General features: G+C 54.0%; 23 protein-coding genes, 8 tRNA genes and 1 rRNA gene. 28 read left to right on the forward strand and 4 right to left on the reverse strand.

Annotated features, from left to right (window positions below):
* The 15 genes from ACLD72_RS29835 to ACLD72_RS29905 form a co-directional block, all read left to right on the forward strand.
* Positions 1–124, forward strand: a 23S ribosomal RNA gene (locus tag ACLD72_RS29835); the annotation flags it as partial.
* Positions 125–193: 69 nt separating this feature from the next.
* Positions 194–285: transfer RNA gene (locus ACLD72_RS29840), tRNA-Ser, on the forward strand.
* Positions 286–305: 20 nt separating this feature from the next.
* Positions 306–382 (forward strand) — tRNA-Met (locus ACLD72_RS29845).
* 13 nt (positions 383–395) lie between these two features.
* Positions 396–471 (forward strand) — tRNA-Val (locus tag ACLD72_RS29850).
* A gap of 29 nt (positions 472–500) precedes the next feature.
* Positions 501–576: transfer RNA gene (locus tag ACLD72_RS29855), tRNA-Thr, on the forward strand.
* Between the two features lie 17 nt (positions 577–593).
* Positions 594–670: transfer RNA gene (locus tag ACLD72_RS29860), tRNA-Asp, on the forward strand.
* A 78-nt stretch (positions 671–748) separates the two neighbouring features.
* Positions 749–821, forward strand: a tRNA-Phe gene (locus tag ACLD72_RS29865).
* Between the two features lie 55 nt (positions 822–876).
* Positions 877–962: transfer RNA gene (locus ACLD72_RS29870), tRNA-Tyr, on the forward strand.
* Between the two features lie 8 nt (positions 963–970).
* A tRNA-Lys gene (locus tag ACLD72_RS29875) sits at positions 971–1,043 on the forward strand.
* Positions 1,044–1,825: 782 nt separating this feature from the next.
* Positions 1,826–2,950 carry a PucR family transcriptional regulator gene (locus tag ACLD72_RS29880; protein ID WP_458476479.1) on the forward strand — a complete coding sequence of 375 codons (1,125 nt, stop codon included), beginning with the start codon at positions 1,826–1,828 and terminating at the stop codon, positions 2,948–2,950.
* 125 nt (positions 2,951–3,075) lie between these two features.
* Entirely contained in the window at positions 3,076–4,197 is a 1,122-nt protein-coding gene (locus tag ACLD72_RS29885) for an ABC transporter ATP-binding protein (protein ID WP_128630991.1), read from the forward strand.
* A gap of 284 nt (positions 4,198–4,481) precedes the next feature.
* Complete coding sequence (hprK, locus tag ACLD72_RS29890; RefSeq protein WP_411002798.1) at positions 4,482–5,423, forward strand: HPr(Ser) kinase/phosphatase; 942 nt, start codon at positions 4,482–4,484, stop codon at positions 5,421–5,423.
* Positions 5,424–5,434: 11 nt separating this feature from the next.
* Positions 5,435–6,463, forward strand: coding sequence for a prolipoprotein diacylglyceryl transferase (gene lgt, locus ACLD72_RS29895; protein ID WP_411002799.1), 1,029 nt, complete (start codon positions 5,435–5,437; stop codon positions 6,461–6,463).
* Positions 6,464–6,470: 7 nt separating this feature from the next.
* Positions 6,471–7,124, forward strand: coding sequence for a pyrophosphatase PpaX (gene ppaX, locus ACLD72_RS29900; RefSeq protein WP_411002800.1), 654 nt, complete (start codon positions 6,471–6,473; stop codon positions 7,122–7,124).
* Positions 7,121–7,633 carry an acyltransferase gene (locus tag ACLD72_RS29905; RefSeq protein WP_411002801.1) on the forward strand — a complete coding sequence of 171 codons (513 nt, stop codon included), beginning with the start codon at positions 7,121–7,123 and terminating at the stop codon, positions 7,631–7,633. The genes ppaX and ACLD72_RS29905 overlap by 4 nt, the downstream gene beginning before the upstream one ends.
* 332 nt (positions 7,634–7,965) lie before the next feature.
* Here ACLD72_RS29905 and ACLD72_RS29910 read toward each other — a convergent pair whose 3' ends face one another.
* Positions 7,966–9,018, reverse strand: coding sequence for a DUF4179 domain-containing protein (locus tag ACLD72_RS29910; RefSeq protein ID WP_411002802.1), 1,053 nt, complete (start codon positions 9,016–9,018; stop codon positions 7,966–7,968).
* Complete coding sequence (locus tag ACLD72_RS29915; RefSeq protein WP_411002803.1) at positions 8,978–9,535, reverse strand: sigma-70 family RNA polymerase sigma factor; 558 nt, start codon at positions 9,533–9,535, stop codon at positions 8,978–8,980. The genes ACLD72_RS29910 and ACLD72_RS29915 overlap by 41 nt, the downstream gene beginning before the upstream one ends.
* A 276-nt stretch (positions 9,536–9,811) precedes the next feature.
* Between ACLD72_RS29915 and ACLD72_RS29920 the strand changes: the two genes are divergently transcribed.
* The 12 genes from ACLD72_RS29920 (at position 9,812) to ACLD72_RS29975 (ending at position 21,176) form a co-directional block, all read left to right on the forward strand.
* Complete coding sequence (locus tag ACLD72_RS29920) at positions 9,812–11,029, forward strand: acyltransferase (protein WP_411002805.1); 1,218 nt, start codon at positions 9,812–9,814, stop codon at positions 11,027–11,029.
* Positions 11,030–11,232: 203 nt separating this feature from the next.
* Positions 11,233–12,438, forward strand: coding sequence for an ATP phosphoribosyltransferase regulatory subunit (locus tag ACLD72_RS29925; RefSeq protein ID WP_411002806.1), 1,206 nt, complete (start codon positions 11,233–11,235; stop codon positions 12,436–12,438).
* A gap of 45 nt (positions 12,439–12,483) precedes the next feature.
* A complete protein-coding gene (gene hisG / locus ACLD72_RS29930; protein WP_411002807.1) occupies positions 12,484–13,125 on the forward strand; it encodes an ATP phosphoribosyltransferase in 642 nt (213 codons plus the stop codon).
* Between the two features lie 124 nt (positions 13,126–13,249).
* The gene (hisD, locus tag ACLD72_RS29935) at positions 13,250–14,563 is read left to right on the forward strand and encodes a histidinol dehydrogenase (RefSeq protein ID WP_411002808.1); all 1,314 of its coding nucleotides are present in this window, start codon (positions 13,250–13,252) and stop codon (positions 14,561–14,563) included.
* Positions 14,547–15,158, forward strand: coding sequence for an imidazoleglycerol-phosphate dehydratase HisB (gene hisB / locus ACLD72_RS29940; protein ID WP_251596904.1), 612 nt, complete (start codon positions 14,547–14,549; stop codon positions 15,156–15,158). The genes hisD and hisB overlap by 17 nt, the downstream gene beginning before the upstream one ends.
* Before the next feature lie 2 nt (positions 15,159–15,160).
* On the forward strand, positions 15,161–15,811 hold the full coding sequence (gene hisH, locus ACLD72_RS29945) for an imidazole glycerol phosphate synthase subunit HisH (RefSeq protein ID WP_411002809.1): 651 nt from the start codon (positions 15,161–15,163) through the stop codon (positions 15,809–15,811).
* Positions 15,812–16,080: 269 nt separating this feature from the next.
* Complete coding sequence (locus ACLD72_RS29950; protein WP_458476480.1) at positions 16,081–16,278, forward strand: hypothetical protein; 198 nt, start codon at positions 16,081–16,083, stop codon at positions 16,276–16,278.
* Positions 16,279–16,864: 586 nt separating this feature from the next.
* Positions 16,865–17,605, forward strand: coding sequence for a 1-(5-phosphoribosyl)-5-[(5-phosphoribosylamino)methylideneamino]imidazole-4-carboxamide isomerase (gene hisA / locus ACLD72_RS29955; protein ID WP_411002810.1), 741 nt, complete (start codon positions 16,865–16,867; stop codon positions 17,603–17,605).
* Positions 17,606–17,686: 81 nt separating this feature from the next.
* A complete protein-coding gene (hisF, locus tag ACLD72_RS29960) occupies positions 17,687–18,445 on the forward strand; it encodes an imidazole glycerol phosphate synthase subunit HisF (RefSeq protein WP_411002811.1) in 759 nt (252 codons plus the stop codon).
* Positions 18,442–19,269: a phosphoribosyl-AMP cyclohydrolase gene (hisI, locus tag ACLD72_RS29965; RefSeq protein WP_411002812.1), complete on the forward strand. Its 828-nt coding sequence runs from the start codon at positions 18,442–18,444 to the stop codon at positions 19,267–19,269. The genes hisF and hisI overlap by 4 nt, the downstream gene beginning before the upstream one ends.
* Positions 19,270–19,289: 20 nt before the next feature.
* Positions 19,290–20,114, forward strand: coding sequence for a histidinol-phosphatase HisJ (gene hisJ, locus ACLD72_RS29970; RefSeq protein WP_411002813.1), 825 nt, complete (start codon positions 19,290–19,292; stop codon positions 20,112–20,114).
* 117 nt (positions 20,115–20,231) lie between these two features.
* A complete protein-coding gene (locus ACLD72_RS29975; RefSeq protein ID WP_411002814.1) occupies positions 20,232–21,176 on the forward strand; it encodes a ribose-phosphate diphosphokinase in 945 nt (314 codons plus the stop codon).
* A gap of 69 nt (positions 21,177–21,245) precedes the next feature.
* Here ACLD72_RS29975 and ACLD72_RS29980 read toward each other — a convergent pair whose 3' ends face one another.
* Positions 21,246–21,848, reverse strand: a complete 603-nt coding sequence (locus tag ACLD72_RS29980) for an iron chaperone (RefSeq protein ID WP_411002815.1) — start codon at positions 21,846–21,848, stop codon at positions 21,246–21,248.
* A 164-nt stretch (positions 21,849–22,012) separates the two neighbouring features.
* Positions 22,013–24,205: a tetratricopeptide repeat protein gene (locus ACLD72_RS29985; protein WP_411002816.1), complete on the reverse strand. Its 2,193-nt coding sequence runs from the start codon at positions 24,203–24,205 to the stop codon at positions 22,013–22,015.
* A 233-nt stretch (positions 24,206–24,438) separates the two neighbouring features.
* Here ACLD72_RS29985 and ACLD72_RS29990 point away from each other — a divergent pair, with 233 nt between their 5' ends.
* Positions 24,439–26,178 (forward strand): tetratricopeptide repeat protein, encoded by a 1,740-nt coding sequence (locus tag ACLD72_RS29990; RefSeq protein WP_411002817.1) that lies wholly within the window; start codon positions 24,439–24,441, stop codon positions 26,176–26,178.
* Positions 26,179–26,190 lie beyond the last annotated feature (12 nt).

Genomic DNA, 26,190 nt, shown 5'->3' on the forward strand with positions numbered 1-26,190 from the left:
CCCCCTCAAGATGAGATTTCCCAACTAGTAAGACCCCTTGAAGACGACGAGGTTGATAGGCCTGAGGTGGAAGTGCAGCAATGCATGGAGCTGACAGGTACTAATCGGTCGAGGGCTTATCCAAATGAACATCTAAAATGCAAATTAGTTTCGTATCCAGTTTTCAAGGATTAACACCTTGAATTTATGGCTTGGAGAGATACCCAAGTGGCTATAAGGGGACCCTCTGCTAAGGGGTTAGACTGCGTAAGCGGTGCGAGGGTTCGAATCCCTCTCTCTCCGCCATTTGTACAAGTTTATTATATGGCGGCGTAGCTCAGCTGGCTAGAGCGTACGGTTCATACCCGTGAGGTCGGGGGTTCGATCCCCTCCGCCGCTACCAACAATTTTGATTTGGAGGCTTAGCTCAGCTGGGAGAGCATCTGCCTTACAAGCAGAGGGTCGGGGGTTCGATCCCCTCAGCCTCCACCATGAACTATTATTTTTTTCTTTTGCACTGTGCCGGTGTAGCTCAATTGGTAGAGCAACTGACTTGTAATCAGTAGGTTGGGGGTTCAAGTCCTCTCGCCGGCACCATGAAGTCTTTTTATTGCGGAGCCGTGGTGTAGAGGCCTAACATGCCTGCCTGTCACGCAGGAGACCGCGGGTTCGAATCCCGTCGGCTCCGCCATTACATCATTGAATATTTCCACAATGAAGTGGGAAAGTTACCAACTTAACCGCTTTATTTTTTTGGCCAATTACATACGGCTCGGTAGCTCAGTCGGTAGAGCAGAGGACTGAAAATCCTCGTGTCGGCGGTTCGATTCCGTCCCGAGCCATTTTTATGCCCCCTTTTGGATCGTTACCGGTCTAAAAGGGCAGCATATATTACATGGAGGCTTAGCGAAGCGGCCAAACGCAGCAGACTGTAAATCTGTTCTCTTACGAGTTCGGTGGTTCGAATCCATCAGCCTCCACCAGTTTTTATGAGCCATTAGCTCAGTTGGTAGAGCACCTGACTTTTAATCAGGGTGTCGAAGGTTCGAGTCCTTCATGGCTCATCAAAAGTCGTTGACCTTTGGGTTGGCGGCTTTTTAGTTGATAGAGTTTAGTCGCCTTGGTTCTGACTATTAATTGTAAATCATACAACTAACTTTTTATCCATTTACCTAATCATTTGTTTAATTGCATTTCATACAAGTATTTCCTCGTTTTTTTTAGCCCCTTCTTCGAAAGATAGCGGAATAATTGCAGGTTTTACACTTAATCGAGCGATGTAGCAGCATTTCCGGATAAGTAACGGTGTATTTTGCAGCTATTCCATTCAACAATAGACCTCAAGAAAGCTAGAGCAGGAACAGGTACGTTTAAGTGGGATGATCGCTTTACTATATCTGCTGCTGAAGATGATTCACGAAGTCGCCGCGAAAACCGGGAATAGCTTTCTCCTTTGATCCAGTGTCAACTCCAGATCATGATACCGCTTATTGTATAAGAAGTTGTTTCAATCCCCTTCAATTTGATAAATCCAATAGATTGGCTGATATCGAACGTAATTTTGAACCTTCATTGGAAATATCATTAGAATCTACTCAAATCGCCCGTTTAATGCTCTCCGCTCCTGATCTATTGGAAATATCCAATCAAGCCGATGGATCTCCAATGAATTTTCAAATCAATTGGATATTTCCAATCAGAGCATAGTCAGAACGTTATGTCAGTCAGACTGCGGGAATTATCTGTACATGTGAAATTTTCGAAATAGATATTTATTGCACGGGGCCGCTGCGCAAATTTATAGTTAAAAGCCCGGTTATGATAAAATAGAATGGCAAACGCTAAAATGGATAGTGGGAAAGGCGTAATCATGGAGATCAAAAAGCTAATGCAGCAGGTGGAGAGCATCATCGGCACTTCAATTACAGAGTCGACTTGGGACGTTCAAGTTTGGCGCGAGTCCGTGGAAGCCGGCGGCACTTTGGGAAACGGGCCTGTACGCAAGGATGGCCGGGTTGTTTGGCATTGGAACACGAAGGCGGACGCCGTTCAGGTGTTGCAGGCGGATGCGGGAGAAGTGACGGACGCGGAAGCGATGCTGATTCAAATGTTGTTATCTGCGGCGCGCGATCAGCGGTCTCAAACCGCCCCTTTAAAACAGGACGATGAATCCCGGAGTATCCAGTTTGGGGAATGGTTGCTCGAACGCATGAGCCGTCATGAAATCAACCTTTCCGTTCCGGACCCGTTCCCGATCAAGTCCCGGTTAAAAGGATGCATGCTTCCCTTTCTGTTAAGTTGGGACCACGCAGGCCAGGGGCAGACAGTATCATTTGCCAAGCTGCATAAACTGCTGCGCAGTTATTTTGGCGGGGATATTGTGTTGGTTCCGCTTAAAGAGGAATGGCTGATCCTGCTTGGGGAAGAACTTTTGACGAGTCTGCGCGAAGAAAGCGAAGAGGGCGCCGAAACGGAAAGGGATATGCTCGGAGCGTTATGTCAGGGACTGTACGAACTTATTACGAATGAATGGGTTGGCGGTATTCATATCGCCGCAGGCAACGCGTTGGTGGGAGAAAGGGAACTGACTTCGGCCGCATTGGCGCTGCGCCAGACCATGACCCTGGGACGCATTTTTAATGTTACGAATAAAATTCACCTGCCGTGGGAGTTAAAGCTGGAGCAGCTGGTATACAGCATTCCGGAAGATGAGCGGCTGCATTTTATTGAAGGGAACGGAGATCACGCCAAAGTGTTTGAAGATGAGGAGACGCTGACGACGCTGGAAACTTTTTTTGATCTGGACTGCAATGTCAGCGAAACCGCGAAGCGTTTATATATTCACCGGAATACGCTGCTGTACCGGATCGATAAGTTCAAACAGGAAACGGGACTGGATGTCCGGACGTTTCGTGACGCCGTTTTAGTGAAATTGGAGCTCTTATTGTATAAAGTGACGAAATCCCGGTAGTTTTTTTGTGCAGTTTGTGGATGGATGGGCTGCCTCCTATCGATTAATATATAAATATAAAATGTATCCGATTACATGAAACTGATAGCATCATACTAAATTCATTTAACGGGAGGCAAAATTCTATGGCAGGCGTACGCTTAGAACACATTTTCAAGAAATATCCGGGTGCCGATAAGGCAACAGTAGCAGACATCAACCTCGACATTAAAGATAAAGAATTCCTCGTGCTGGTCGGACCGTCCGGTTGCGGTAAATCCACGACCCTTCGGATGATCGCCGGGCTTGAAGAAATTACCGACGGCAAACTGTACATCGGTGACCGCGTCGTGAACGACGTAGCTCCGAAAGACCGCGACATCGCGATGGTATTCCAATCCTACGCTTTGTATCCGCACATGAACGTTTACCAAAACATGGCGTTTGGTTTGAAATTGCGTAAAGTGAAGAAAGACGAGATCGACCGTCGCGTTCGCGAAGCGGCAAAAATCCTCGATATCGAGCATTTGCTGGACCGCAAACCGAAGGCTCTGTCCGGTGGTCAACGTCAACGGGTTGCCTTGGGCCGCGCTATCGTCCGCGATCCTCAAGTGTTCCTGATGGACGAACCGCTTTCCAACTTGGATGCTAAACTGCGCGGTCAAATGCGCGCCGAAATCACGAAGCTTGTTAAACGTCTGGAAACGACTTGCATCTACGTAACACACGACCAGATCGAAGCTATGACGATGGGCGACCGGATCGTTGTTATGCATGACGGTATCATCCAACAAGCCGCTTCTCCGGAAGAACTGTACAACCAACCAGGGAATATTTTCGTGGCTGGCTTTATCGGTTCGCCTACGATGAACTTCGTAAACGGCAATTTGGTGGAAGAAGCCGGTGCCGTTCGCTTCAGATCGACTAATTTGGATGTGGTTGTGCCTCAAGGCAAAGCCACCATTCTGAAAGATAAAGGTTATATCGGCAAAGACGTGATCATGGGGATCCGTCCAGAAGATATTCATGAAGAGCCAGTATTCCTGGAAGCTTCTCCGCAAACGGCTTTCACCGCGAATGTGTACCTGACGGAAAACCTGGGTCACGAAATGCAATTGTACCTGAACGGCGCAGGCAGCGACACTTTGATCGCCCGCGTGGACGGCCGCTCCAATACGCGTGAAGGCGACAATGTGAAACTGGCCATCGATATGAACAAAATTCATATCTTTGACAAAGAAACGGAACGCAACGTATTTTTCGGCTAATTCGTTAGACAACTAAGAAACCGTCCTTCGGGGCGGTTTTTTGCTGTTATCGGAAAAATGCCGTTGTGAAAGCCGGCGGAAATAGCGTGCTGCGAGCGAATGGCGATGACCTGAAAATGGGATATTGCTGCGATGATTGATTTACGCTGCAATTTCCATTACGATGAATACATTGGAAGATCTAAGCCTATGGTGAATTTGTGTTGTTTTACACTGGATATTGGTACTGAAGACTAGGACAGACTGTTTAGTTTGGACCGCGTGCAGGGGAAAGGAAGAACAACATGGTTAAAAAAGTAAAGGTGTCGGAATTGGTTAACCAATTCGGGCTCGAGGTCGTTTCTGGAGAGCAGGGATTAAAACGGGCGATTACGGTGGATGATCTGTACCGCCCAGGCTTGGAAATGGCCGGCTATTTTGAATATCATCCGCCGGAGCGGGTGCAAATTTTGGGGAAGACGGAATTAGCCTTCTTCGAAATGCTTCCGGCGAACGAACAAAAGGAACGGATGGAACGATTGTGCAGCAGCGACGAGACGCCCTGCATCATCGTCACCCGTTCCTGGGAAGTGCCCGAGGAGCTTATTCAAATCAGCTCGATTAAGCAAATCCCCGTGCTGCGAAGCAGCATGGCAACAACGATCCTGTCAAGCCGGATTACCAGCTTCCTGGAGCGGAAGTTGGCGCCTACGGCAACGATTCACGGGGTGCTTGTCGATGTGTACGGGGTCGGCATGCTCATTACCGGCAGCAGCGGCATCGGGAAAAGTGAAACGGCGCTGGAGCTGGTGAAGCGCGGCCACCGTCTGATTGCCGACGATGCCGTAGAAATCCGCCAAACGTCCGATAACCAGCTGCACGGTTCGGCGCCCGAGCTGATCCGGCATCTTCTGGAAATCCGCGGTGTCGGGATCATCAACGTCATGACGTTGTTTGGCGCCGGGGCGATCCGCAACAACAAACGGATACAGCTGGTCGTTAAGCTGGAGGCCTGGCAGCAGGAGAAGCAGTATGACCGGCTGGGACTGGATGAGGAAACGACGCGCATCATCGACACCGATGTGCCGCTGGCTACGATTCCGGTGCGGCCCGGACGGAACCTCGCGGTAATCCTCGAGGTTGCCGCAATGAACTTCCGACTCAAACGGATGGGGTATAATGCGGCGCTGCAATTTACGACGAAACTTACGGAGACCATTGCTGAAGATATCGACGATTTGGATTAGGAGCGTGAACAATGGGAACCTTGTTATTGGACCCGATAGCTTTTTCTATCGGTGCTTTGAATGTGCATTGGTATGGCCTGATTTTGGGGAGCGCCGCTTTGGTCGGACTTCTGCTGGCGATCCGCGAGGGGAAGCGCTTTGGCATTCCCCAGGAGTTTTTTATGGACTTGCTGCTCCTTGGCGTACCGTCGGCCATTATCGGTGCGAGAATTTATTTTGTCGCGTTTATGTGGGAAGACTATAAAAACAACCTGTGGGATATTTTTAAAATCTGGAATGGCGGCATCGCCATCTACGGTGCGCTGATCGGCGCCATAATTTGCGCGGTCATCTTCGTGCGGCGCCGCGGGTACAACTTTTGGCGGATTGCCGACATTTGCGCGCCTTCCCTGATCATCGGACAAATGATTGGACGTTGGGGCAACTTTGTGAACCAGGAAGCCTATGGCGGACCGACGACGGAAAGCTTTTTGCGCGACCATCTGCACCTGCCGTCTTTTATCGTCAATCAGATGAATGTGGCCGGGACCTATCATCATCCCACGTTTTTATATGAATCGTTGTGGAACTTGGCGGGCCTCGTTTTGCTGCTGATTTTGCGCAGACAGAAATTTTTGCGGGCCGGGGAGCTGTTTGCCTCCTACTTCATCTGGTATTCCATCGGCCGCTTCTTCATCGAAGCATTGCGCACGGACAGCTTGGCGTTTCAGGGTGCGGCTTGGCTGGCTGCGTTCGTTAATGGTCTGTGGGCGCCGATGACTTGGCTCGGATTTGAACAGGGATATCTTGCACCTTCTTACGGCAATGTGAGAATTTCACAGCTGCTTGCCCTGCTTATTGTGGTGGCCGCCGTGGCGTTTATGATTATCCGCCGCCGAACCGTGCGCGGTTTGCCGCATTACAGCGATCCGATTGTTTCGACCAAAGCGGCTGCGGCGGAAAAATTGTCGGCGATGGAGTCGGCCGAACCGGAGCAAGCCGAGTCTATTTCCGATAAAACGGAGGAACTGCCGGACAGCCCAGAAGAGAAGAAGGAGTAGCTGCTGCATGATTGACACGGTGTTATTTGACCTCGACGGAACAATTATCGATACCAATGAATTGATCATTACGACTTTTCTGCATGTCATTCAGAAAAATCAGTTGCGTCCTCACACGAGGGAGGAAATCATCCCGTACATGGGGATGACGCTTGAGCATCAACTGCAAGTCTTCTCGGGCCGGGAAGAGGTTGCGGACCTGGTCGCCGATTACCGGAAATACAACCGGGAGCGCCACGACGAACTGGTCGGGGAGTTTCCGTATGTCAAGGAAGTGATCGGTAAGCTCCATGACCAGGGGATTACGCTTGGCGTGGTGACGACGAAGATCCGGGAGACGGCCATGCTCGCCTTGGAACGGTTCGGCCTGCTTGAGTACATGAAAGCGATTGTGACGGTGGAGGATGTCGAGCATCCGAAACCTCATCCCGAGCCGATTTTGACGGCGCTGGAGAAGCTTAAGGCCAAGCCGGAGCGGACATTAATGGTCGGGGACAGCGCGGCCGATCTGCAGTGCGCGCATGCCGCCGGGGTTCTTTCGGCAGGTGTAGCTTGGTCGCTTAAAGGCGTGGAGGAGCTGCAAAAATACGAGCCGGATTATATCCTGAAAGACATGACCGATTTGTACGGTGTGTTAGGTTGGGAGCCCGTGAACCCGTGAGAAAGGTGACGCGTTATCCGGTCGAAGGACCAAACGCATTGTGGCAACTGTACCGGACGGTAAGTCCGTGGAAGGGCGTGCGGAATTTTATTTTTATCCAATTTGCGCGTTATTGTCCGGTGCTATCCTTAAAAAATGCAATTTATCGCCGCATTCTCGGCATGAAGGTGGGAGAGCACACCGCTTTTGGCCTGATGGTGATGGTGGATGTGTTTTTCCCGGAATTGATTAAGATCGGACGGAATTCGGTCATCGGCTACAATACGACCATTCTGGCGCATGAGTACTTGATTAAAGAGTATCGCCTGGGCGAAGTGCATATTGGCGACGAAGTGATGATCGGGGCCAATTGCACGATTTTGCCGGGCGTGACGATCGGGGACGGCGCGGTGGTCGCCGCCGGGTCGGTGGTACATAAGGATGTGCCCGCAGGCGCTTTTGCCGGCGGCAACCCGCTGCGGCTGCTGGAGCGGAAAAGCCCGGAGGGGCCGGACCCTGAGGGGAAGTAATACTCAAGAAATCCAGATCGAAAAAAGCCGACTCAAGGTCAGATAACAATCTGTCTTGAGTCGGCTTTTTTGCGTGGAAATCGGCGCTCGGCACCCCGGATCCCCAGTCTTTCGCTAACGGTTGTAATCACGCTTATTTAGCTGAAAAGACGGGAATTCAATTTCTAACGGTTGCAGGTGCGCTTATTGGGGTGAAAAAGGCCCGAATTCATAGAAATAAGGCAAAATAAGCTCTATAGCAACCGTTAAATTTGGTTCCCCCTACATTTTATCGAAATAACGTCGCTGGCAACCGTTACAATGACGGCCTCGCTAAAGGGCGGCACCTTTCGTTATTTTAATTTAATTTTGAACTCCTTGGGCTGATAGTCACTTGTCTCCCAGCCGTCGACTTGCAGGGTGACCTCGTTCCAATCCTCGTAATATAGACTGTCAAATACGATGGCTGATAATAAAGCATCTGCTTCATTTTGACCGCCACTGTAAATTGCGGTTCTCGATTTGATGTAATATTGGAACTGCTTTTCCTTTTTTTCTCCCAAGTAAAGCTTAGCTTGCATATTCACTGCCTCATAAATGCTGACGGTAACTTTTGGATCAAACCGGATGGTTGTGCTTATGGGCCGAAGGATCACGTCGCCGATGTTAATATGCCGTCCGTCGATCTTCGCGGATTGATTCACAGGAACGGTTCGCTCCAAACCGGCGTATCGGCTGGTATCCAACTCGATGGGAATTTTAACGCTGGATTCAGCAGCAGGAATAAACTTTGAACCGGCCGTGAAAATGATATGGCTAGGTGTAGCGTCTGAAAAGGTTAGTCTAGTATAGCCGTGTTTGACACGTTCTGTATTATTTACGGAATAAGAACTCACCTTCCAAATATCGGGCGCCAACAGGAGGTTCCCATTCGCATCGAGGAAATCGATATATATATCTTTGGACTCGCCTGCACCTGATAAATTTTCCAACGTATAAAATAAGATCATGGTTTGGTTGTCCGCCAACACCCCGTCCACGGTAACCTTATAGCCCTCGGTTTCCGCCGACTGATTGATTGGCTGGTACAAGCCTTGGTCCGCGGCTTGCTCCATCGGAGTCGTCATTTGGCTTAAGACGTAATCAGGAATCCCGGGTTGGCTGCTCATGACGATAGATGTACCGGGCATGGGCCAGACCGGCCAAACGGCCGCGATTAGCAGGCAGCAAGCCAACACTCCGGCCGCGACCACCCCGCACCGCACCGCCCGCTTGCGGCGAGCGGCCTTGCCGCGGGCAAGACCGGCCCCAATAGCGGATGCCAGAGCGCTTTCGGATACTTGCTGCTCTGCCAGACGAGCGCCGTCAAAATAACGGACCAGTTGATTTTCCCTCGTTTCGACCATAATACAACTCACCTCCTATGCTCATGTGGCGGCGGAGCTGCTTAAGCCCTTGATGAAGCCACGATTTGACGGTGCCTTCCGGGCAATCCAGCACCCGCGCTATTTCCGCTAACGTCATGTCCTGGTAATATTTCAAGGTGATCACATGGCGGTATTTCGGTTTCAGCCGGTCCAGCGCCGAATCCAAATCGAGTTTGTATACGCTGACCATCTCTCCGTTTCCCTGCGGCGGAGCCGAAACGAACGGAAGAACCCGTTTCCGTCTTTTCAGCTCGTCGATGCAGCAATGGATCAGGATACGGATCAGCCAGGGTATAAATGCATCAGGATCCTTTAAACTCCGGCATTTCACCCAAGCTTTGCACATGGTCTCCTGAATCGCCTCAAGCGCGTCCGGCTCGCTGCGCAAATAGCTGTAAGCGATGCCGTATAGCTTTCGTTGATGCGCGGCGATCAGTCGGCAAAAGGCTTGTTCGTCCCCTTTGCAAGCAGCGGTGGCCCATTCTCTCTCTTCCACAAGCGGGCTCCTTCCCTTCCTACTGATAGTTCCTGAAGCGCCGAAGCATCCCGGCCGGGTAATTCAACGCTCTATATAAAGACGCCGCAAGGAAATAAACGGTTTTAATTAAAAGTTGAAGTGAAGAAAAATGTTTGACAATTTGAAAAGAGGTTTTGAAAACACGGGGAGATGCGAGTATAGTAAATAAGGCGGTGCATGTAACCTTTTCATGCAAATGCGCGTCTAATTTCATGGGTAAACGTATTTTTTACATAACGATTAGGAGTTGATCTAGTGAACAAAGTGGTCAAGGAGCGATTGCCGCAGCTCGACCTATTTCGCGCAATTGCCATCTTTGCAGTCATTCAGGTGCATTCTTCTTCATTTGCGGCTGCGGAGCAAGCGCTGACTTCACCCATTTATTATTTTTATAGTTGGATGAACATTTTTTTTAAGTTTGGTACTCCCACGTTTATATTTTTGAGCAGCTTCGTTCTTTTCTATAATTACTATGACCGGCCGCTCAATAAAGAGCTAATCGGCGGGTTTTACAAGAAACGGCTGCTTAATATTATCCTGCCGTACATTTTGGTTTCCTGTTGTTATTTTTTGGTGGTGGCGATCCAGCGTCATGATTTAATCAACAACTCGAAAATGTATGAATTGCAAAAACTGATCAAGGGACTCTTAACGGGTACATCTTACACCCATTTGTATTTCGTATTTATCAGCATCCAGTTTTATATCCTGTTCCCGCTCCTGCTCTGGCTGTTCAAGTCGTTCCGCAACAATAAGGTGCTGATTGGGCTGATTTTGCCGGCGGGACTGGCCATTCAATGGGGTTTCGTGTTCTTGAACAAATACCAGCTTCATTTGCCGAATAAGGGAAGTTACGCTCCGACTTATATGGCGTACTACTTAATGGGGGCCGTGGTCGCCATTTGCTTTGACCGGATCAAGGGGTGGCTGCAGACGGACTGGCGGGATATGGCCAAATCGCAGCGGATATTAACGGCCGCAATGTGGCTCGGTTGGCTGGCGGTCGCTTTTACCCATATCCAGCTGTGGCATACCTACCGCCTAGGACTAAGCAGGCCCAACACGTTTTGGTTCGAACTGGCTTGGAATGTGCAGGCGATGTTCGCGGCGATGGTGCTGATGAGGGTGGCCTTTCTCATTCAACGCAGGGGTTCGGCGTTTTGGGTAAAAGCGCTGACCCGATTGGGCGAGCTGTCGTTTGCCATCTACTTGTTCCATCCGGCGGTTTTGCTCGTATACCGGGTATTCCGAACGAATAAAAATCTGCCTGGCGATTCGCCGTTCTACTTGCCTTACATTATCGGCGGGTCATTGTGCGCATTGTTTATCTCCTGGGCTTTCGTGCAATTTTGCTTCCGCAGAGTGCCGTTTGCCTGGGTGTTCCTGGGGAACGTTCCCGCTTCCTTACGTAAAAAGAAACTGCCGAAACAATCTGACAGCGGTCAAACTCCATCGGTTAACACGAATATGTGATACGCTTCAAAGCCCCGGCCCGGGATGGCCGGGCTTTCTTTTTGTGCGGATTCGGGAATAATGAAGAGACCAGGTGCATTGCTTTGAAACTGGCCGCGGCGCATTGACGGTTTCAAAAAAGATATGATAAGATAGGCCATATACTTTAATTTGTTAGCACTTTAATATAATAAAGTAAGTTTTGAACGGGTGAGGTGAAGGTGTTGTCTAAACCAAAAGGATTTGAGAAGCCTGCCGGCGTTCGTGACTATCTGCCATTCGCCGTAGATAAGCTGCGGGCGATCGAGCGGCGTGTCCTCGACTGCATGGGGGGCTGGGGTTACCGGCAAATCATGACGCCAACGATGGAATATTACGATACGGTGGGCGTGGCCAGTTCGACATCGGATCAGAAGCTGTTTAAACTGTTGAATAATCGGGGAACGACGATGGTTCTCCGTTCGGATATGACGACTCCGATCGCTCGGGTCGTTGCTTCGCTGCTCAAGGAAGAGCCGCTTCCTTTAAGATTGTCTTATCATGCCAACGTATTCCGGGCGATCGAAGAAGAGGCGGGGAAGGAAGCCGAGTTTTATCAAACCGGCGTGGAGCTTGTTGGCGATGACTCGCCCGACGCTGATGCAGAGGTGGTCGCGCTGGCGGTAGCTTCATTGCAGGCTGCCGGAGTTAAGTCGTTTAAGATCGCTTTGGGGCATGTCGGGTTTCTGAACGGGTTGCTGGAAGAGGCGGTGCCCGGACGCGAGGACATCCGCGATGCGCTCAAAGGCGGGCTGCTGCACCGTGATTTCGTTGGCTACCGTGAAACGCTCGCCGGGCTTGCTTTGGAGGAGCGGCAGCATACCGTGCTGGAAGGGATTTTGCGGCTGCGCGGAGGCAAGGAGGTTTGCGGCCAGGCGCTGGAGCTAAGCGAAAATCCGACCGCTAAGGCGGCGGTAGAGCATCTCAGCCTCGTTTGGGATGCGCTGGAGGATTTCGGCGTGGCCGAGCATGTAATGATTGATCTAACGATGATCGGGGATTTCTCGTATTATACGGGCATGACGTTTGAAGGGTATGCCGCCGAGCTGGGGTTCCCGGTATGCAGCGGCGGGCGGTACGACAATTTGCTGCAGCAGTTCGGGCGTCCGGCACCGGCGACGGGCTTCTCGCTAAAAACGAACCGGATTTTGGACGGCGTCGACGGGATTTCGGCCGAGCGGCAACTGCCGATCTTGCTGCAATACGATGCGCCGAACCGGAAGCGGGCTTTTGCCGAAGCGGAGCGGCTGCGCCAGGAAGGGCGCAATGTGCTGATGCGGCATGTGGGCGCGCCGAATGAGCTGCTGCCGGGGGACGATCAGGCGGAGCGCGTCCGTACGGGGCCGCTTGGTCCGTTGTACGGCGAAGTCCGCACGGTCACGAGCTTTTGAACGGACTTGCTTCACAAGCAAAGGCAAGAAAGGAGGGCCATGGACATGGGACAAATTATCAAAGTAGCGATGCCCAAAGGGCGTATTTATAAAAAGGCGGCGGCACTGTTCCGCGAAGCGGGGATCGATATCCCGCATGACGTCGACGAGACGCGCAAGCTGGTCATTCCGCTGCCGGAGATCGGCATGGAATTTATTTTGGCAAAGCCGGTGGACGTTCCGACTTATGTGGAGTACGGGGTGACCGATATCGGCATTGTCGGCAAAGACGTGCTGATGGAAGAAAACCGGGATGTGTACGAACTGCTTGATCTCGGGATCGCCCGCTGCCGGATGTCGGTGATCGCGCTGCCCGACTGGAAGCCCGGCATTCAGCAAAGAGTGGCGACGAAGTATCCGAACGTGGCGTCGCAGTTTTTCCGTGAGCATGGTCAGCAGGTGGAGGTCATTAAACTGAACGGCTCGATCGAGCTGGCGCCGCTGATCGGCCTCGCTGACCGCATCGTCGATATGGTGGAGACGGGACAAACATTGAAGGAAAACGGACTGGTCGAATTGGAACGGATCTTTGACATCACCAGCCGCCTGATCGCGAACCGGGTGAGCTACCGGATGAAAAACGCGGAAATTCAGGCGGTGTGCGATGCGCTGGCTAAAGTGATCGTACGGGATCAAGTGAAGGCTTGAGCTTCGCAGGCCGCGAATCGCGAATGTTATAAAGACCGGCATAAGTTGAGCTAAAGATAAGAACGGGAAGTAGGCAAGAGGGGTCAATATTATAGAAGGATAAACGAGGCGGGGGGAATGGCGAATGAAAATAGTGTCGGCCCAGGAGTTTGATTTACGGCGGGAAGTCGAATACGGTTCGCCGGAGCAAAACGAAGCGGTGCGCTCGATCGTCAAAGCGGTCAAAGAGCAAGGGGATGCGGGGTTGCTGGCGTTCACAGAGCGGTTCGACGGTATGAAGCTTGACGCCGCTTCGCTGCGGGTGACGCAGGAGGAGCTGAAGGCGGCGTACGACGCCGTGGAGCCGTCGTTCGTTCAGGCGATCGCGGCAGCGGCGGACAACATCCGCCGTTTTCACGTCCGGCAGAAACGCAATTCGTGGATGGATCTGCAGCCGGACGGAAGCTTGCTGGGGCAGATTATCCGGCCCTTGAAGCGGGTCGGCGTGTACGTTCCCGGCGGGAAAGCGGCGTATCCTTCCTCCGTGCTGATGAACGTCATCCCGGCGCAGGTGGCCGGCGTCCCGGAGATCGTGATGGTGACGCCACCGGCGACGGGCGGCAAAGCGGGCATCGACCCGTACATCCTCGTCGCCGCCGCCGAGGCCGGCGTGCACGAAATTTACCGGGTCGGGGGGGCGCAAGCGATCGCCGCGCTCGCTTACGGCACGGACACGATCGCGCCCGTCGATAAAATCTGCGGGCCGGGCAACATTTACGTCGCGCTTGCCAAACGCGAAGTGTACGGCGCCGTCGATATCGACAGCATCGCCGGTCCGAGCGAAATCGCCGTGCTGGCCGACGACAGCGCCGATCCCGCCTATGTGGCGGCGGATCTGCTGTCCCAGGCCGAACACGACGAAATGGCGTCGGCGATCCTGGTGACGCCGTCGGAGGTGTTCGCGCAAGCGTGCCAAGCGGAGATCGCGCGGCAGCTTGCGGAATTGCCGCGGCGGGAGATCGCCGGAGCGGCGATTGAACAGTACGGGGCGATCATCCTCGTCGGTTCGGTCGAGGAAGGTATTGGCGCGATCAACCGGCTGGCGCCGGAGCATTTTGAGCTGATCGTGGAGAATCCGATGAATTATCTCGGCCTGGTCGAAAATGCCGGGGCGATTTTTCTCGGCCCGTACAGCTCGGAGCCGGTGGGCGATTATTACGCCGGTCCAAACCATATCATTCCGACGAACGGGACGGCAAGGTTCTCTTCGCCGGTCGATGTGGACGATTTTATTAAGAAATCGAGTTTGATTTACTACAGTAAAGAAGCGCTCCTTACGAACGGGGCGACGATTATGGAGCTGGCGCGCCGGGAAGGGCTGGAAGGCCACGCCCGGGCGATTGAAATCCGGCTGAATAAGGAAGGAAAGGCGGGGAATCAAGATGGCGGCAAACAATGAAGCGGGAACGGTACGAAAATCCGGGGTGAGCCGGAAAACGAATGAAACGGACATTCAGTTGGAATTTGCCCTGGACGGCAGCGGTCAGACTCGTTTGGAGACGGATGTGCCGTTTCTGAACCATATGCTGGATTTGTTTACGAAGCATGGCCAATTCGATCTGGCGGTGCGGGCTAACGGTGACATCGAGATCGACGACCACCATACGGTTGAGGATATCGGCATTTGCCTGGGTCAGGTGATCCGGGAAGCGCTCGGCGACAAAAAAGGAATCAAACGTTATGCCAGCGTTTTTATTCCGATGGATGAAGCGCTCGCCCAGGTTGTGATCGACGTCAGCAACCGTCCGCATTTTGAGTACCGGGCGGAGTATCCGTCGGACCGGGTCGGCAGCTTTGAGGTGCAGCTGGTGCACGAGTTTTTGTGGAAGCTGGCGTTGGAAGCGCGGATCACATTGCACGTCATTGTCCACTATGGGCAAAATACGCACCATATGATCGAAGCGGTGTTTAAAGCGCTCGGCCGGGCGCTGGATGAGGCGACAGGCATCGATCCGCGCGTCAGCGGGGTGCCGTCGACGAAAGGAGTGCTGTAGCGATGAAGCTCGCGATCGTCGATTACGGCATGGGCAACCTGCACAGCGTGGGCAAAGCGGTGGAACGCCTCGGCTACGAGGGGATCGTCACCGGCGACGAGGCGCGGGTTTTGGCGGCGGACGGCGTGCTGCTGCCGGGCGTCGGCGCTTTCGGCGACGCGATGGAGCATCTGCGCGCGTCAGGCCTGGACGCGGTGGTGCGGCAGGCGGCCGCGAGCGGCAAACCGCTGCTCGGCATCTGCCTCGGGATGCAGCTGCTCTTCGACGAGAGTGAGGAGCATGGACGGAACGAGGGCCTGGGCTTGCTGCCGGGCAGGGCGGTGCGCTTTGCGGGCGGCGAGGGGTTGAAGGTGCCGCACATGGGCTGGAACCGGCTGGAATTTCTGCAGCCGGAAAACCCGCTGTTCGCCGGGCTGGAGGAAGGGCATGTGTACTTCGTGCACTCCTACCATGTGCTGCCCGAGCGGGGGGAGGACCTGCTGGCCGTCACGGACTTCGGCCACCCGGTCACGGCGATCGTCGGCCGCGGCAACGTGTACGGGATGCAGTTCCATCCCGAGAAAAGCGGCCAGCTCGGGATGGCGCTGCTGCGGAACTTTCTGGCGCTCGTGCAGCGCCAGGCCGGCAGTAGCGCCGGTAGCCTGCGGCGGTAGGCCGCGGCGAAGGCTGGCGGACGTGGTCCGGGCGGTGAGCACGGGCGGCGGAAGCGCGAAAGCGTGCGGGTCGCACGGCCGTAAGGCGGCGGCGCGGGCAGCCTGCGGCGGTAGACCGCGGCGAGGGCTGGCGACCACGGCCCAGGCGGGGCGGTGAGCACAGGCGGCGGAAGCGCGAAAGCGTGCGGGTCGCACGGCCTAAGGAGGCGGCGAGGAGCTTGCGGCGGTAGACCGCGGCGAGGGCTGGCGACCACGGCCCAGGCGGGGCGGTGAGCACAGGCGGCGGAAGCGCGAAAGCGTGCGGGTCGCACGGCCGTAAGGCGGCGGCGCGGGAAGCCTGCGGCGGTAGGCCGCAGCGGAGGCTAGCGGACACGGCCCAGACGGGCTGGAACGCAGGCGGCGGAAGCGGTGTGCGAGCTGGTGATCGGTGGCGGGTTGCGGGGGCAAGTCCTACGCGCTGGCAGTAAAGTAAAGTTGCATAAAATGATTCTAACGGTTGCCACAACCGCTATTTGTGCCCAAAACGTTGATTTCAAATTGTAACGGTTGCCATGGCGCTTATTTCGCTGAAACCCGGTCATTTTCACCTAGATTAAGGGAAATAACGGCGCTCGCAACCGTTAGAGTTTGGAAAAGGTCTTTTTTCGTAAAATAGCGCCTGCTACAACCGTTAGATTTCCGGCGGGTGATAATATTGGCTCGAAAACCTGAGTTTTGGCGGGAGATATGGAAAGTAGGTATCAGGGCAACTAGTTGTCTTTGTGTAAGAGTTATAGAGCTAGAGTAGATGCAGCGCTAGTGGATCGCTGCAGGCTCATTAGCGGTAATTTTTGGCCTTAGATGGGCTCGATTTCCGGCCTGGCTGAAATAGCGGTAAAAACTGGTCTTATTTTCACCAAAGCGCCTCAAAAGCACCCTAATCGCTCGCGTTTGAGAAAATAACGACAAAAATGTCCGCTATTTCGGGCCAATCTCGGAAAAGTGCCAATATAGCGCCGTAAATTACCTTTATTTTTCGGGAAAAATTATGTGCGGCGGGGGGAACAGAATCCGATGTCATTATTTACTATATATCCGGCAATCGATATTCGGGGCGGCCAGTGCGTCCGTCTCGTGCAGGGCGATTACGACCGGGAAACCGTGTATAACGCCAATCCGGTGGAAGTGGCCAAGTCCTGGGAAGCCCAGGGCGGGGCGTTTATCCATGTGGTCGATCTGGATGGGGCCAAGGCCGGCCATCCCGTCAATGACGAACTGATCGGCGAAATCGCCCGCAGCGTGCAGGTGCCCGTGCAGGTAGGCGGCGGGCTGCGCTCGCTGGGGGACGTGAAGCGGCTGCTGGCGCTGGGCGTCAGCCGGGTTATTCTCGGCACGGCGGCGATCGAGGACCGCGCTTTTACGGAAGCGGTGCTGGGCACCTACGGGGACAAAGCGGCGATCGGCATCGACGCCCGGAACGGGTTGGTGGCGACGCGCGGCTGGCTGGAAACGTCGGAGGTGCAGGCCGAAGTGCTGGCAAAAGAGCTGGCGGGCAAAGGGGCGGAGACATTTATTTTTACCGATATTTCCCGCGACGGGATGATGCAGGGGCCAAATGTCGAAGCGATTTTGTCGCTGGCCAAAGCTTCCGGCAAAACGGTGATCGCTTCCGGCGGCGTTACGGTGCAGGGCGATCTGCTCCGCCTGGCCGCGCATGCGAACGAGGGCGTGGGCGGCGCGATCGTCGGCAAAGCGCTGTATACCGGCAACATCGAGCTGGCGCAGGCAATTGCCGCGATTCAAGCTTTGAAGTAGAATGCAGCAGCCGGGTTCAAGGCCATCCGATCCAAGTTTCAAGTTGGATTTAAGTTGAAATAGAAAGGAAGTCGAATCACCATGCTCGCAAAGCGAATTATCCCCTGTCTTGACGTCAAAGACGGCCGGGTCGTCAAAGGCGTCAATTTTGTGAATCTCCGCGATGCTGGAGATCCTGTGGAACTGGCGGCGCTGTATGACCGCGAGGGAGCGGATGAGCTTGTATTTCTGGACATTTCTGCCTCGCATGAAGGGCGGGCCACTATGGTCGAGGTCGTAAAGCAAACGGCCGGAGAAATTGCTATTCCGTTTACGGTAGGCGGGGGGATTTCTCAGGTGGATGATATGAAGCGCCTGCTGCGGGCCGGGGCCGACAAGATCGGGATCAACACGGCGGCGGTGCTGAACCCGCAGCTGATCTCGGACGGCGCGCGCCGTTTCGGCTCGCAGTGCATCGTGGTGGCCGTGGACGCCAAATATAATCCCGAGTGGGGCGAATGGGAAGTGTACACTCATGGCGGCCGCAAGGCGACCGGCATCCGGGCGCTCGCTTGGGTGCGGGCAGCCGAGAAGCTTGGCGCGGGGGAGATTTTGCTGACCAGCATGGATGCTGACGGCACCAAGGACGGATTTGATCTGCCGCTGACCCGGGCGGTCGGAAGCGCGGTGGGCATTCCGGTCATCGCTTCGGGCGGGGCCGGGGATATCGACGATTTTTACGAGGTGTTCACCGAAGGGCAGGCGGACGCGGCGCTGGCGGCGACGATTTTTCACTATAAAGAAATTGCGGTTCCGGATCTGAAAAAAGATCTGAAAGCCAAAGGGGTGGAGATACGATGACGGAAAATCAACCGTTGCAATATACGTGTTCGATAGAGGAACTAGAGGAAACGATCAAATGGGACAGCCAAGGGCTCGTCCCGGCGATCGTGCAGGATGCGGCGGACAAAGAGGTGCTGATGCTGGCTTATATGAACCGCGAGTCGCTGCGCAAATCGCTGGAGACGGGGCAAACCTGGTTCTGGAGCCGGTCGCGCCGGGAGCTGTGGAACAAAGGAGCGACTTCCGGCAACACGCAGCGGATTTCCACGCTTCGTTACGACTGCGATGGCGATACGTTGCTGGTGGAGGTTCATGCGAACGGTCCAGCCTGCCATACCGGCGAAAATACTTGCTTTTACCGTACGGCGGCGACGGTGGATGCGGGGGGAACAGCGGCAGGAGCAGGGACAGCGGGGGGAGCAACGGTGTCAGCGGTGTCATTGGCGGCGTCTCAGGTTGCGGGCTCCACGGACGGATCTATCGGCGCCGGAGGCGGCTCTGCCCGCACCGAAGATGGCCCGGAGACCAAGCCAAACGGCGCTGGCCGGTTCGCGGTGCTCGCTGAGCTGGAGCAGCTGATTGCTGAGCGTTACGAGCAGCGGCCGGAAGGGGCGTACACGACTTATTTGTTCGAGAAAGGGCTCGACAAAATCCTTAAAAAGGTCGGCGAGGAAACGGCCGAGTCGATCATTGCTGCGAAAAACGGCGACAATGACGAGCTGCGGTACGAGGTGAGCGATTTGATTTACCACTTGCTCGTGCTGCTGCGCGAACGGGGCTTGCCGCTGGAGGAAATCATGCAGGAACTGGAGCGGCGCCATGAGCGTCCGCGCCGCGACTAGGCGGGGAGGAAGGCCTTAAGATGCTGATCGATTACCATACGCATCATGAACGCTGCGGCCACGCCGTCGGCAAGCTGGAGGAATATATCCGGCGGGGGATTGAAATCGGCTTGTCCCAGATCGGTGTATCCGATCATATGCCGCTGCTGCATGTCGATCCGGCCGATTATTATCCGGAGATGGCTATGCCGCTTGACGAGCTGCCGCGCTACGTGGAGGAAGCTTTGGCGCTGAAGGAGAAATACCGCGGCCAAATCGAGGTAAAGGTCGGATTGGAGGCCGATTACATCGAGGGCTGGGAGGAACGTATCGAAAGCATCGTTCGCGGTTATCCTTGGGATTATGTGATCGGTTCGGTGCATTTTCTCGGGGAATGGGATGTTTCGGATTTCCGCCAAGTGCACCATTGGGAAGGCCAGGACGTTTTTGCGGTCTATGAGCGGTATTACGATGCCGTAACTAAGGCGGCAAAAACGGGCTTTTACGATATTATGGGCCATTTGGACGTGATCAAGCGGTTTGGATATAAACCGGAGCCCGCGCTGCAGGAGGCGAATGTGCAGTTGGAGCGACAGGCGCTGACCGCGGTGGCGGAAGCCGGGGTGGCCATGGAGCTAAACGCCTCCGGGTTGTCCAAACCTTGCGCGGAAATGTTCCCGAGCGAGCGGATTTTGCAAACGGCGATCGGGCTGGGGATTCCGCTGACATTAGGATCGGATGCGCATGATCCGAACAAACTGAGCGAACATCTGGATACGGCGCGGGCGACTTTGTACCGTCTGGGGGTTCGCGAGCTGGCGACGTTTGCGGGGCGCCAAAGAACGATGGTGCCGCTTCACCCGTAGGATGGCCCAAGGCCAACTGGAGCAGGAATTAGGCATGTATGCCGCGAAATTGGAACACTATAGAAATCAGAAGCTCGGGCGCTTCAGCCTAATTTATCGATATTCCGGGAGGATGTTATGGAAGGCAAAATGCGAATTTTCTCCGGTTCGTCCAATCCGAAGCTGGTGGCGGACATTTGCGGGCGGCTCGGCGTGGAGCCCGGGAAAATCAAGCTTTCACGGTTCAAAAGCGGAGAAATCTACGTCCATTATGAGGAAAGCATCCGCAATTCCGACGTGTTTCTGGTTCAGGCGTTGTCCCATCCGATCAACGAGCTGTTCGTGGAGCTGCTGGTGATGATCGACGCGGCCAAACGGGCTTCCGCCCGGACGGTCAATGTGATCCTGCCGTATTACGGCTACGCCCGCCAGGAGCGCAAGTCGGCGCCCCGGGAGCCGATCTCGGCCAAGCTGGTAGCCGATGTGCTGACGACGGCGGGGGCCAGCCGGGTGGTCACGATCGACTTGCACGCCCCGGCGATCCAGGGCTTCTTCAACATCCCGGTCGATCATCTCACTGCGCTCGATTTGATGACCGAATATTTGAAATCCCGGAATATCCAGCGTCCGGTGATCGTGTCTCCGGATGCAGGACGGGCTTCGATGGCCGAAAAGCTGGCCAACGGACTCGATTCCCCGTTTGCGATCATGATCAAAAAGCGTCCGGCCCACAACCAGTCGGTCATCACGCATGTGATTGGCGATGTGGCGGGACATACCCCGATCATTATCGAAGATTTGATCGACACCGGGTCGACCATCGTCAACGTCGTGGAAGGGCTGAAGGAGCGGGGGGCGGAGGACGCTTACGTGTGCGCCACGCATGGATTGTTTTCCGGCGAGGCGCTGCAAAAGCTGCAGCACGAAAACATCCGCGAGGTCGTGGTGACCGACTCGATCGCACAGCCGGAGCATCTCCCCCACTTTAAAGTGCTCCCCGTTGCGCCGATGCTGGCGAAGGCTATCCATTTCATTCTGGAAGGCGGGTCCATCGCCGCTTTGTTTAAAGATCGCGGGATTTGACTTGGAATAAGCGTGAAACTGGAACGACGAACCGCCAGCCTTCAAAATAGCGGAACTTTATGTACTTATTTACCGGTGCCTTGGCATGCTCACCTCATTAGCGGCATTTTTTGCCCTTATTTTCCCATGAATGGTCCAGGACGGGGGCATTTCCTTGCGATTCAAGAAAATAGCGACACAAATTACCTCTATTTCTCTTTGAAAGGGGATATCGACGGAATAACGCCCTTTTTTGCCCTTATGTTCTTTGTAAAGAGCACCGCAGGGCATATCGGTGGACTCCCTACGCTTCTTCCGCTTGGCTGTGGCCTGTTCGATATTTTTGGCGGCCCGGAATCGGGCGATGCGGCCGATCAGTTCCAGCGGCAGCGGCTCGTCCAAGGGGAATTGCACGGAGCCTTTAGCGTTTTTATACAAGGACAGCTCCTCCCGGAATTCTTCGATCCCGCTGGGGGTCGGGTAAAAACCGATATGGTTTTTAAAAGCGGCAAAATGCACCAGGTTTTTGCCGGCCAGCGTAAAGGTGGGCATTTGGTAGCTGATTTTCTCGACGGCGTCCGGCGCGGCTGCCTGGATCGTACTGCGGATTTGCTGCAGCTTGCCGCAAACGTCCGGCGGAAATTGGGCGATATATTCATCAATTGTGGCAAATGTCGGCTTATTTCCTTCCATAAGTCCTCCTTAGGCGCCCCTTTCCGGGGTCTTATTTTTTCTTCCTAATCGACCTGACCGCCATCCACATCACAATCACCAGCAATAAGATAAACAGCAGGCTGATGATCGTATTTTCCCAGACAAAAGTCATCGATTATCCCGCCTCCTTATCTTCGACCGGCCTACTTCACCGCTCGCATAAAGTCGTCCAGTTTATTGCCCTTGACGTAAATGTCCGGCTTGATGTGCGTGTTCATGATATTGTTCTGCTTGACGTTCCAATAGTGGTTTACGACGTAGACCATGATGCGGTTTCGCTTGTCTTCGAATACTACCTGGCCCACGCCTTTGCCGAAGGTGTCGCGGCCGACGATGGTGACGTTGTTCAGGTAGGTTTTGAGCCCCAGGGTCAAAAGCTCGGCGGCGCTGGCCGTATTTTCGTCGACGAAAATATAGATTTTCTTGAATTCGGTATGCGAAGCGTCGGAGTAATAGCTGCTGGTGTAGCCGTCCTGATAGATGATCGTGCTGGTCACCAAATCGGGCAGCAGCACGTCGAGCATGGCATTGGCGCTATAGGACAGACCGCCGCCGTTGCCGCGCAGATCGATGACCAACGTCTTGTCGCCGGGATTCGGAATCCGGTCCAGGAGCTGAATGAATTGATCATCGGTCGTCTCCGCAAAGCTGTCGAAGGCGAAGTAGTACAGATCTCCTTTTTCTTTATAAGTGATAATTTCGTCCTGTGAGGCCGTCATTTGGTCGTACGCGTCTCCGTAGATCGTAAAGGTAAATCTGTCGTCCGCCAGCTTGGCGTTGTCAATCACTCGTCCGATCTGTTCAATGGACAAGCCGGGCTGTTTCAGCTTCTCCAAAGCCCGCTCCAATTGATCGCCATTCTTCCGGTACAGATAGTTGTCCAGGAAAAACTGGCGGATCCGCTCGCCCAGCGGCTCCTGATTCTCTTCAAGCGAACTTTGCACATAAAGGGCCGTCGCGTCTTCGTCATAGATTTTCAACGCCCGGTCGCTGTACTCCTTGGCCTTCGCATCGTCCCCGAGCAGCAAATAAGCGTAGGCGAGCTGCGACAGGGCTTCATAATCTTCGGGATTGAGGTTCACCGCTTGTTCGAAATAAGGGATAGCCTCCTCATCATTTTCCAGCTCAAGCTGGCATTGCCCGATGTACCACGGAATATCAGGGTCCGTGACCGCCAGATCGTCAAGCTTTTGGCCGAACTCGACGCACTGGTAATATCTTTTACCCCAATTCAGCGCTTTGAGCTTGTAAGTATAACCGGTTTCGTCGGCCGGAGCCAGCTTGATCGCCCGTTCGAAAAACGGGACCGCTTCCATGTATAACCCTTGATCCAGATAGGCATTGCCCATGGCATTATGGATTTCCGGCAGGTCCGGGCTTTTCGCGTACACCGTCTCGGCTTGGTCCAAATCCCCCTGGGCGCTGGCAGTCCAGATCAGCCATTTGTACACTTTCAGGTCGTCCGGGAACTTATTCAGCAGCCGGTTAAAATGGTCCGCCGCCGCATCGTAATCGCCGTTATCGTAATACAACTCGCCCAGCTTTAGTTGGGCTTCCGGAAGATCGGGAAATTTTTCTCCTGCCTGTTTGTAGAATCGTTCGATTTCATCGTACTCTGCGGTTACTTCCAGCATATATCCTTTGATCATGTATCCGTCATAACTATCCTCATATTTCTCGAAAAAGGAATCGGCAAACTTAACCGCTTTCTCATCCCGCTCCAACGCCAAAAGGGAGTCGATGACCATCTCCGCCGCGTCGGTATCGGATGGCACGAGATCCAGGTATTTCTTGAACTGCGCCAGCGCTTCCTCATAGTCGCCTTCCTCGTAGGAAATCAGCCCCAAGCCGTAATAGGCATTAGCGCTCTGGCTGTTCAACGCAATAGCCTGCTTATAACTGTCCATCGCCTCCTCGCTCCGGTGCAGACCGTTCAGCAAGTTGCCTTTGTTGATGTACTCCTCATCGGTATTGGGGAGAATCAACAGGGATTTCTCGATATAGTCCAGCCCTTTGGCATAATCGCCGAGTTCGTAATAAGCCCAGCTTATATTGCTAAAGGGAGAGTCGATTAGCTCCGAGCGCTCGACCTCCTGTTTCAAATCTTTAAGGCTCGGGTCGAGTTCATAGACGTATTCTATGGCTTTGTTCAAAAATGGCAAGGCTTCTTCATATGCGCCTTCTTCAATCTTCTCATAGCCCGCTTCGTTACTGTTGTAAATCTGTATCTCCAAAACGCTAGGCACGGATGGTTTGTCCTGACCCAGGCACCCGCTCAGCATGCCGCCGCCCACCAATACGGCAGCCACTACAAAAGCTCTGATTCTGTTTCGCAAAAAATCCCCTCATTCTGCCTCATTCTAAATAATAACTCTGCCAACTAATTCTGCGTTTTTCTCCGATTTTCCTCTTGCTTTCGAAAAACCGTTATTTTCCGCCCTGATTTCCCATGGGAGGACAGCTTTACCTATGGTATACTGTGTGGTGGAGAGTTTACGACCACGTACTAAGCTGACGATTCGATCTTAAAATAGAGCGCATAAATTAAAAACCAGAGGAGGTGCCTTGCTTGCACGAGAAAAAACAACCGTCCGGGGACACGCGCGGAAAAGTGCTGCCGCTCTCGATGGATGCGGGCTTTTTCTTTGAGAGAGCCGTCTCTTCGTTAGACCGCTATCACTATGACAAGGCATTGAAATATTTTCGCAAAGCCGTGGAATATGAGCCGGAAAATCCGGTGAACCACTGCAATATGGCGGGCATTCTTTCGGAGATGGGAGATTATGAGGCGTCCAACGAGGTACTGGCCACCGTGCTGCGGGAAATCGATCCGACCATGACGGAATGTTATTTCTACATGGCCAACAATTACGCCAATATGGATTTGTTCGAAGCGGCGGAGGAAGCGCTGGTGACGTATTTGGAGGAGGATGCCGGCGGGCATTTTCTGGCCGAAGCGGAAGAGATGATGGATCTGCTCCAATACGAGCTGGATCGTCCGACCAAGCTGAGAAGCATTAAGTCGAGGGAGGGCTTGTACGAGCATGACCAGGCCAGAGCCCTGCTTGAGGAAGGCAAGTTCAACCAGGCGGTGAAGCTGCTGGAGGAGCTGGTGCAAGGCCGTCCCGACTTTCTGGCCGCCCGCAACAACCTGGCGCTTGGCTATTACTATCTCGGGCTGTTCGATAAGGCGATGGATACGGTTCATGAGGTGCTGGCGCAGGATGCCGGCAATTTGCACGGGCTGTGCAATCTGGCTGTGTTTTACCAGCATGAGGGGAACGAGGAAGCACTGGAGGAGCTGGCGGAACGCTTGGGCAACATCGTGCCGTTTCACCAGGAGCATGTGTTCAAGCTGGCGACGACGATGGGCATGTTGGGCCGGCACGAAGCCGCTTTCGGGCACTTCAAGCGCCTGCTGCAAAACGACGAGATGCGCCGCGAACCAAGCGTTTCACATTATGCGGCTGTAGCCGCTTATTACACCGGGCGGTATGCTGAGGCTCGCAGGCTGTGGCAGCACGTGAAAAGGCTCGATCCCGACTCTTCCGTGGCCGACTTTTATCTGGCGCAGATGGATCAGCGCGGCGGCGAGGCTGGTGTGTCCGGGATTTTTTCGGTCAATTATCAGTATCTGCTGCCGTTTGAGGAGCAGCTTAAGCGTTGGGAGCAGTCCGAGGACGGCATCCCTGCCGATCTCAAGGATAATCCGCTTGTCCGCTCCTCGTTCTTCTGGGCGCTGCGCCACGGGGATGCGAAAACGAAGCTGCAGGTTATTCAAGCGCTGGGACTGATCGCCGACCAGGAGGTTGAGGAAGCGCTGCAGGCTTTTTTGCTGGAGCCGGAGGAAGACGAGTATTTGAAAGAAATGGCTCTTTTTGTACTGCGCAGTTTGGGTGTAAGCAAAATGCTTCCGGTCCGCTTCGGAGGGGCCACGACGATGGTCGATCCAAGCCGTGTCACGACGAAGCTGCCGGTTTGGGAGCGCGAGTGGCAATCGGTGATCAACCTGGCGATGAGACAGATGCGGCCCAGCTATGATCTCCAGCAGCAGCATGATATGGAGACGCTGTGGGTTGATTTTTTGACCCGGCTTTATCCGGATACGCCGAAAATCACCCACCTGGAAGGCTGGGCGGCGGCGCTGGAGTATTTGACGGCCAAAATGCATCGGCGGTCCGTAACCTATGAGCAGGTGGCGAGTAAATACAATATTTCCGCTTCGACGGCCCGCCGGTACGCCTCCCGTGTTGATGAGGTGTGCGGCGTGAAGGAGAAAATCGAGGCGATTTTTCCGTCGGTGCGGTAGTTTTGGGGGTAA

The organism is Paenibacillus lacisediminis (genome assembly GCF_046567315.2).

Bases quoted from the DNA above. Each gene is read 5' to 3' on its own strand.
- ACLD72_RS29880 (WP_458476479.1), top strand. From the start codon at position 1,826: ATGGATAGTGGGAAAGGCGTAATCATGGAGATCAAAAAGCTAATGCAG.
- ACLD72_RS29885 (WP_128630991.1), top strand. From the start codon at position 3,076: ATGGCAGGCGTACGCTTAGAACACATTTTCAAGAAATATCCGGGTGCC.
- hprK (WP_411002798.1), top strand. From the start codon at position 4,482: ATGGTTAAAAAAGTAAAGGTGTCGGAATTGGTTAACCAATTCGGGCTC.
- lgt (WP_411002799.1), top strand. From the start codon at position 5,435: ATGGGAACCTTGTTATTGGACCCGATAGCTTTTTCTATCGGTGCTTTG.
- ppaX (WP_411002800.1), top strand. From the start codon at position 6,471: ATGATTGACACGGTGTTATTTGACCTCGACGGAACAATTATCGATACC.
- ACLD72_RS29910 (WP_411002802.1), bottom strand. From the start codon at position 9,018: ATGGTCGAAACGAGGGAAAATCAACTGGTCCGTTATTTTGACGGCGCT.
- hisG (WP_411002807.1), top strand. From the start codon at position 12,484: ATGGGACAAATTATCAAAGTAGCGATGCCCAAAGGGCGTATTTATAAA.
- hisD (WP_411002808.1), top strand. From the start codon at position 13,250: ATGAAAATAGTGTCGGCCCAGGAGTTTGATTTACGGCGGGAAGTCGAA.
- hisB (WP_251596904.1), top strand. From the start codon at position 14,547: ATGGCGGCAAACAATGAAGCGGGAACGGTACGAAAATCCGGGGTGAGC.
- hisH (WP_411002809.1), top strand. From the start codon at position 15,161: ATGAAGCTCGCGATCGTCGATTACGGCATGGGCAACCTGCACAGCGTG.
- hisA (WP_411002810.1), top strand. From the start codon at position 16,865: ATGTCATTATTTACTATATATCCGGCAATCGATATTCGGGGCGGCCAG.
- hisF (WP_411002811.1), top strand. From the start codon at position 17,687: ATGCTCGCAAAGCGAATTATCCCCTGTCTTGACGTCAAAGACGGCCGG.
- hisI (WP_411002812.1), top strand. From the start codon at position 18,442: ATGACGGAAAATCAACCGTTGCAATATACGTGTTCGATAGAGGAACTA.
- hisJ (WP_411002813.1), top strand. From the start codon at position 19,290: ATGCTGATCGATTACCATACGCATCATGAACGCTGCGGCCACGCCGTC.
- ACLD72_RS29975 (WP_411002814.1), top strand. From the start codon at position 20,232: ATGGAAGGCAAAATGCGAATTTTCTCCGGTTCGTCCAATCCGAAGCTG.
- ACLD72_RS29980 (WP_411002815.1), bottom strand. From the start codon at position 21,848: ATGGAAGGAAATAAGCCGACATTTGCCACAATTGATGAATATATCGCC.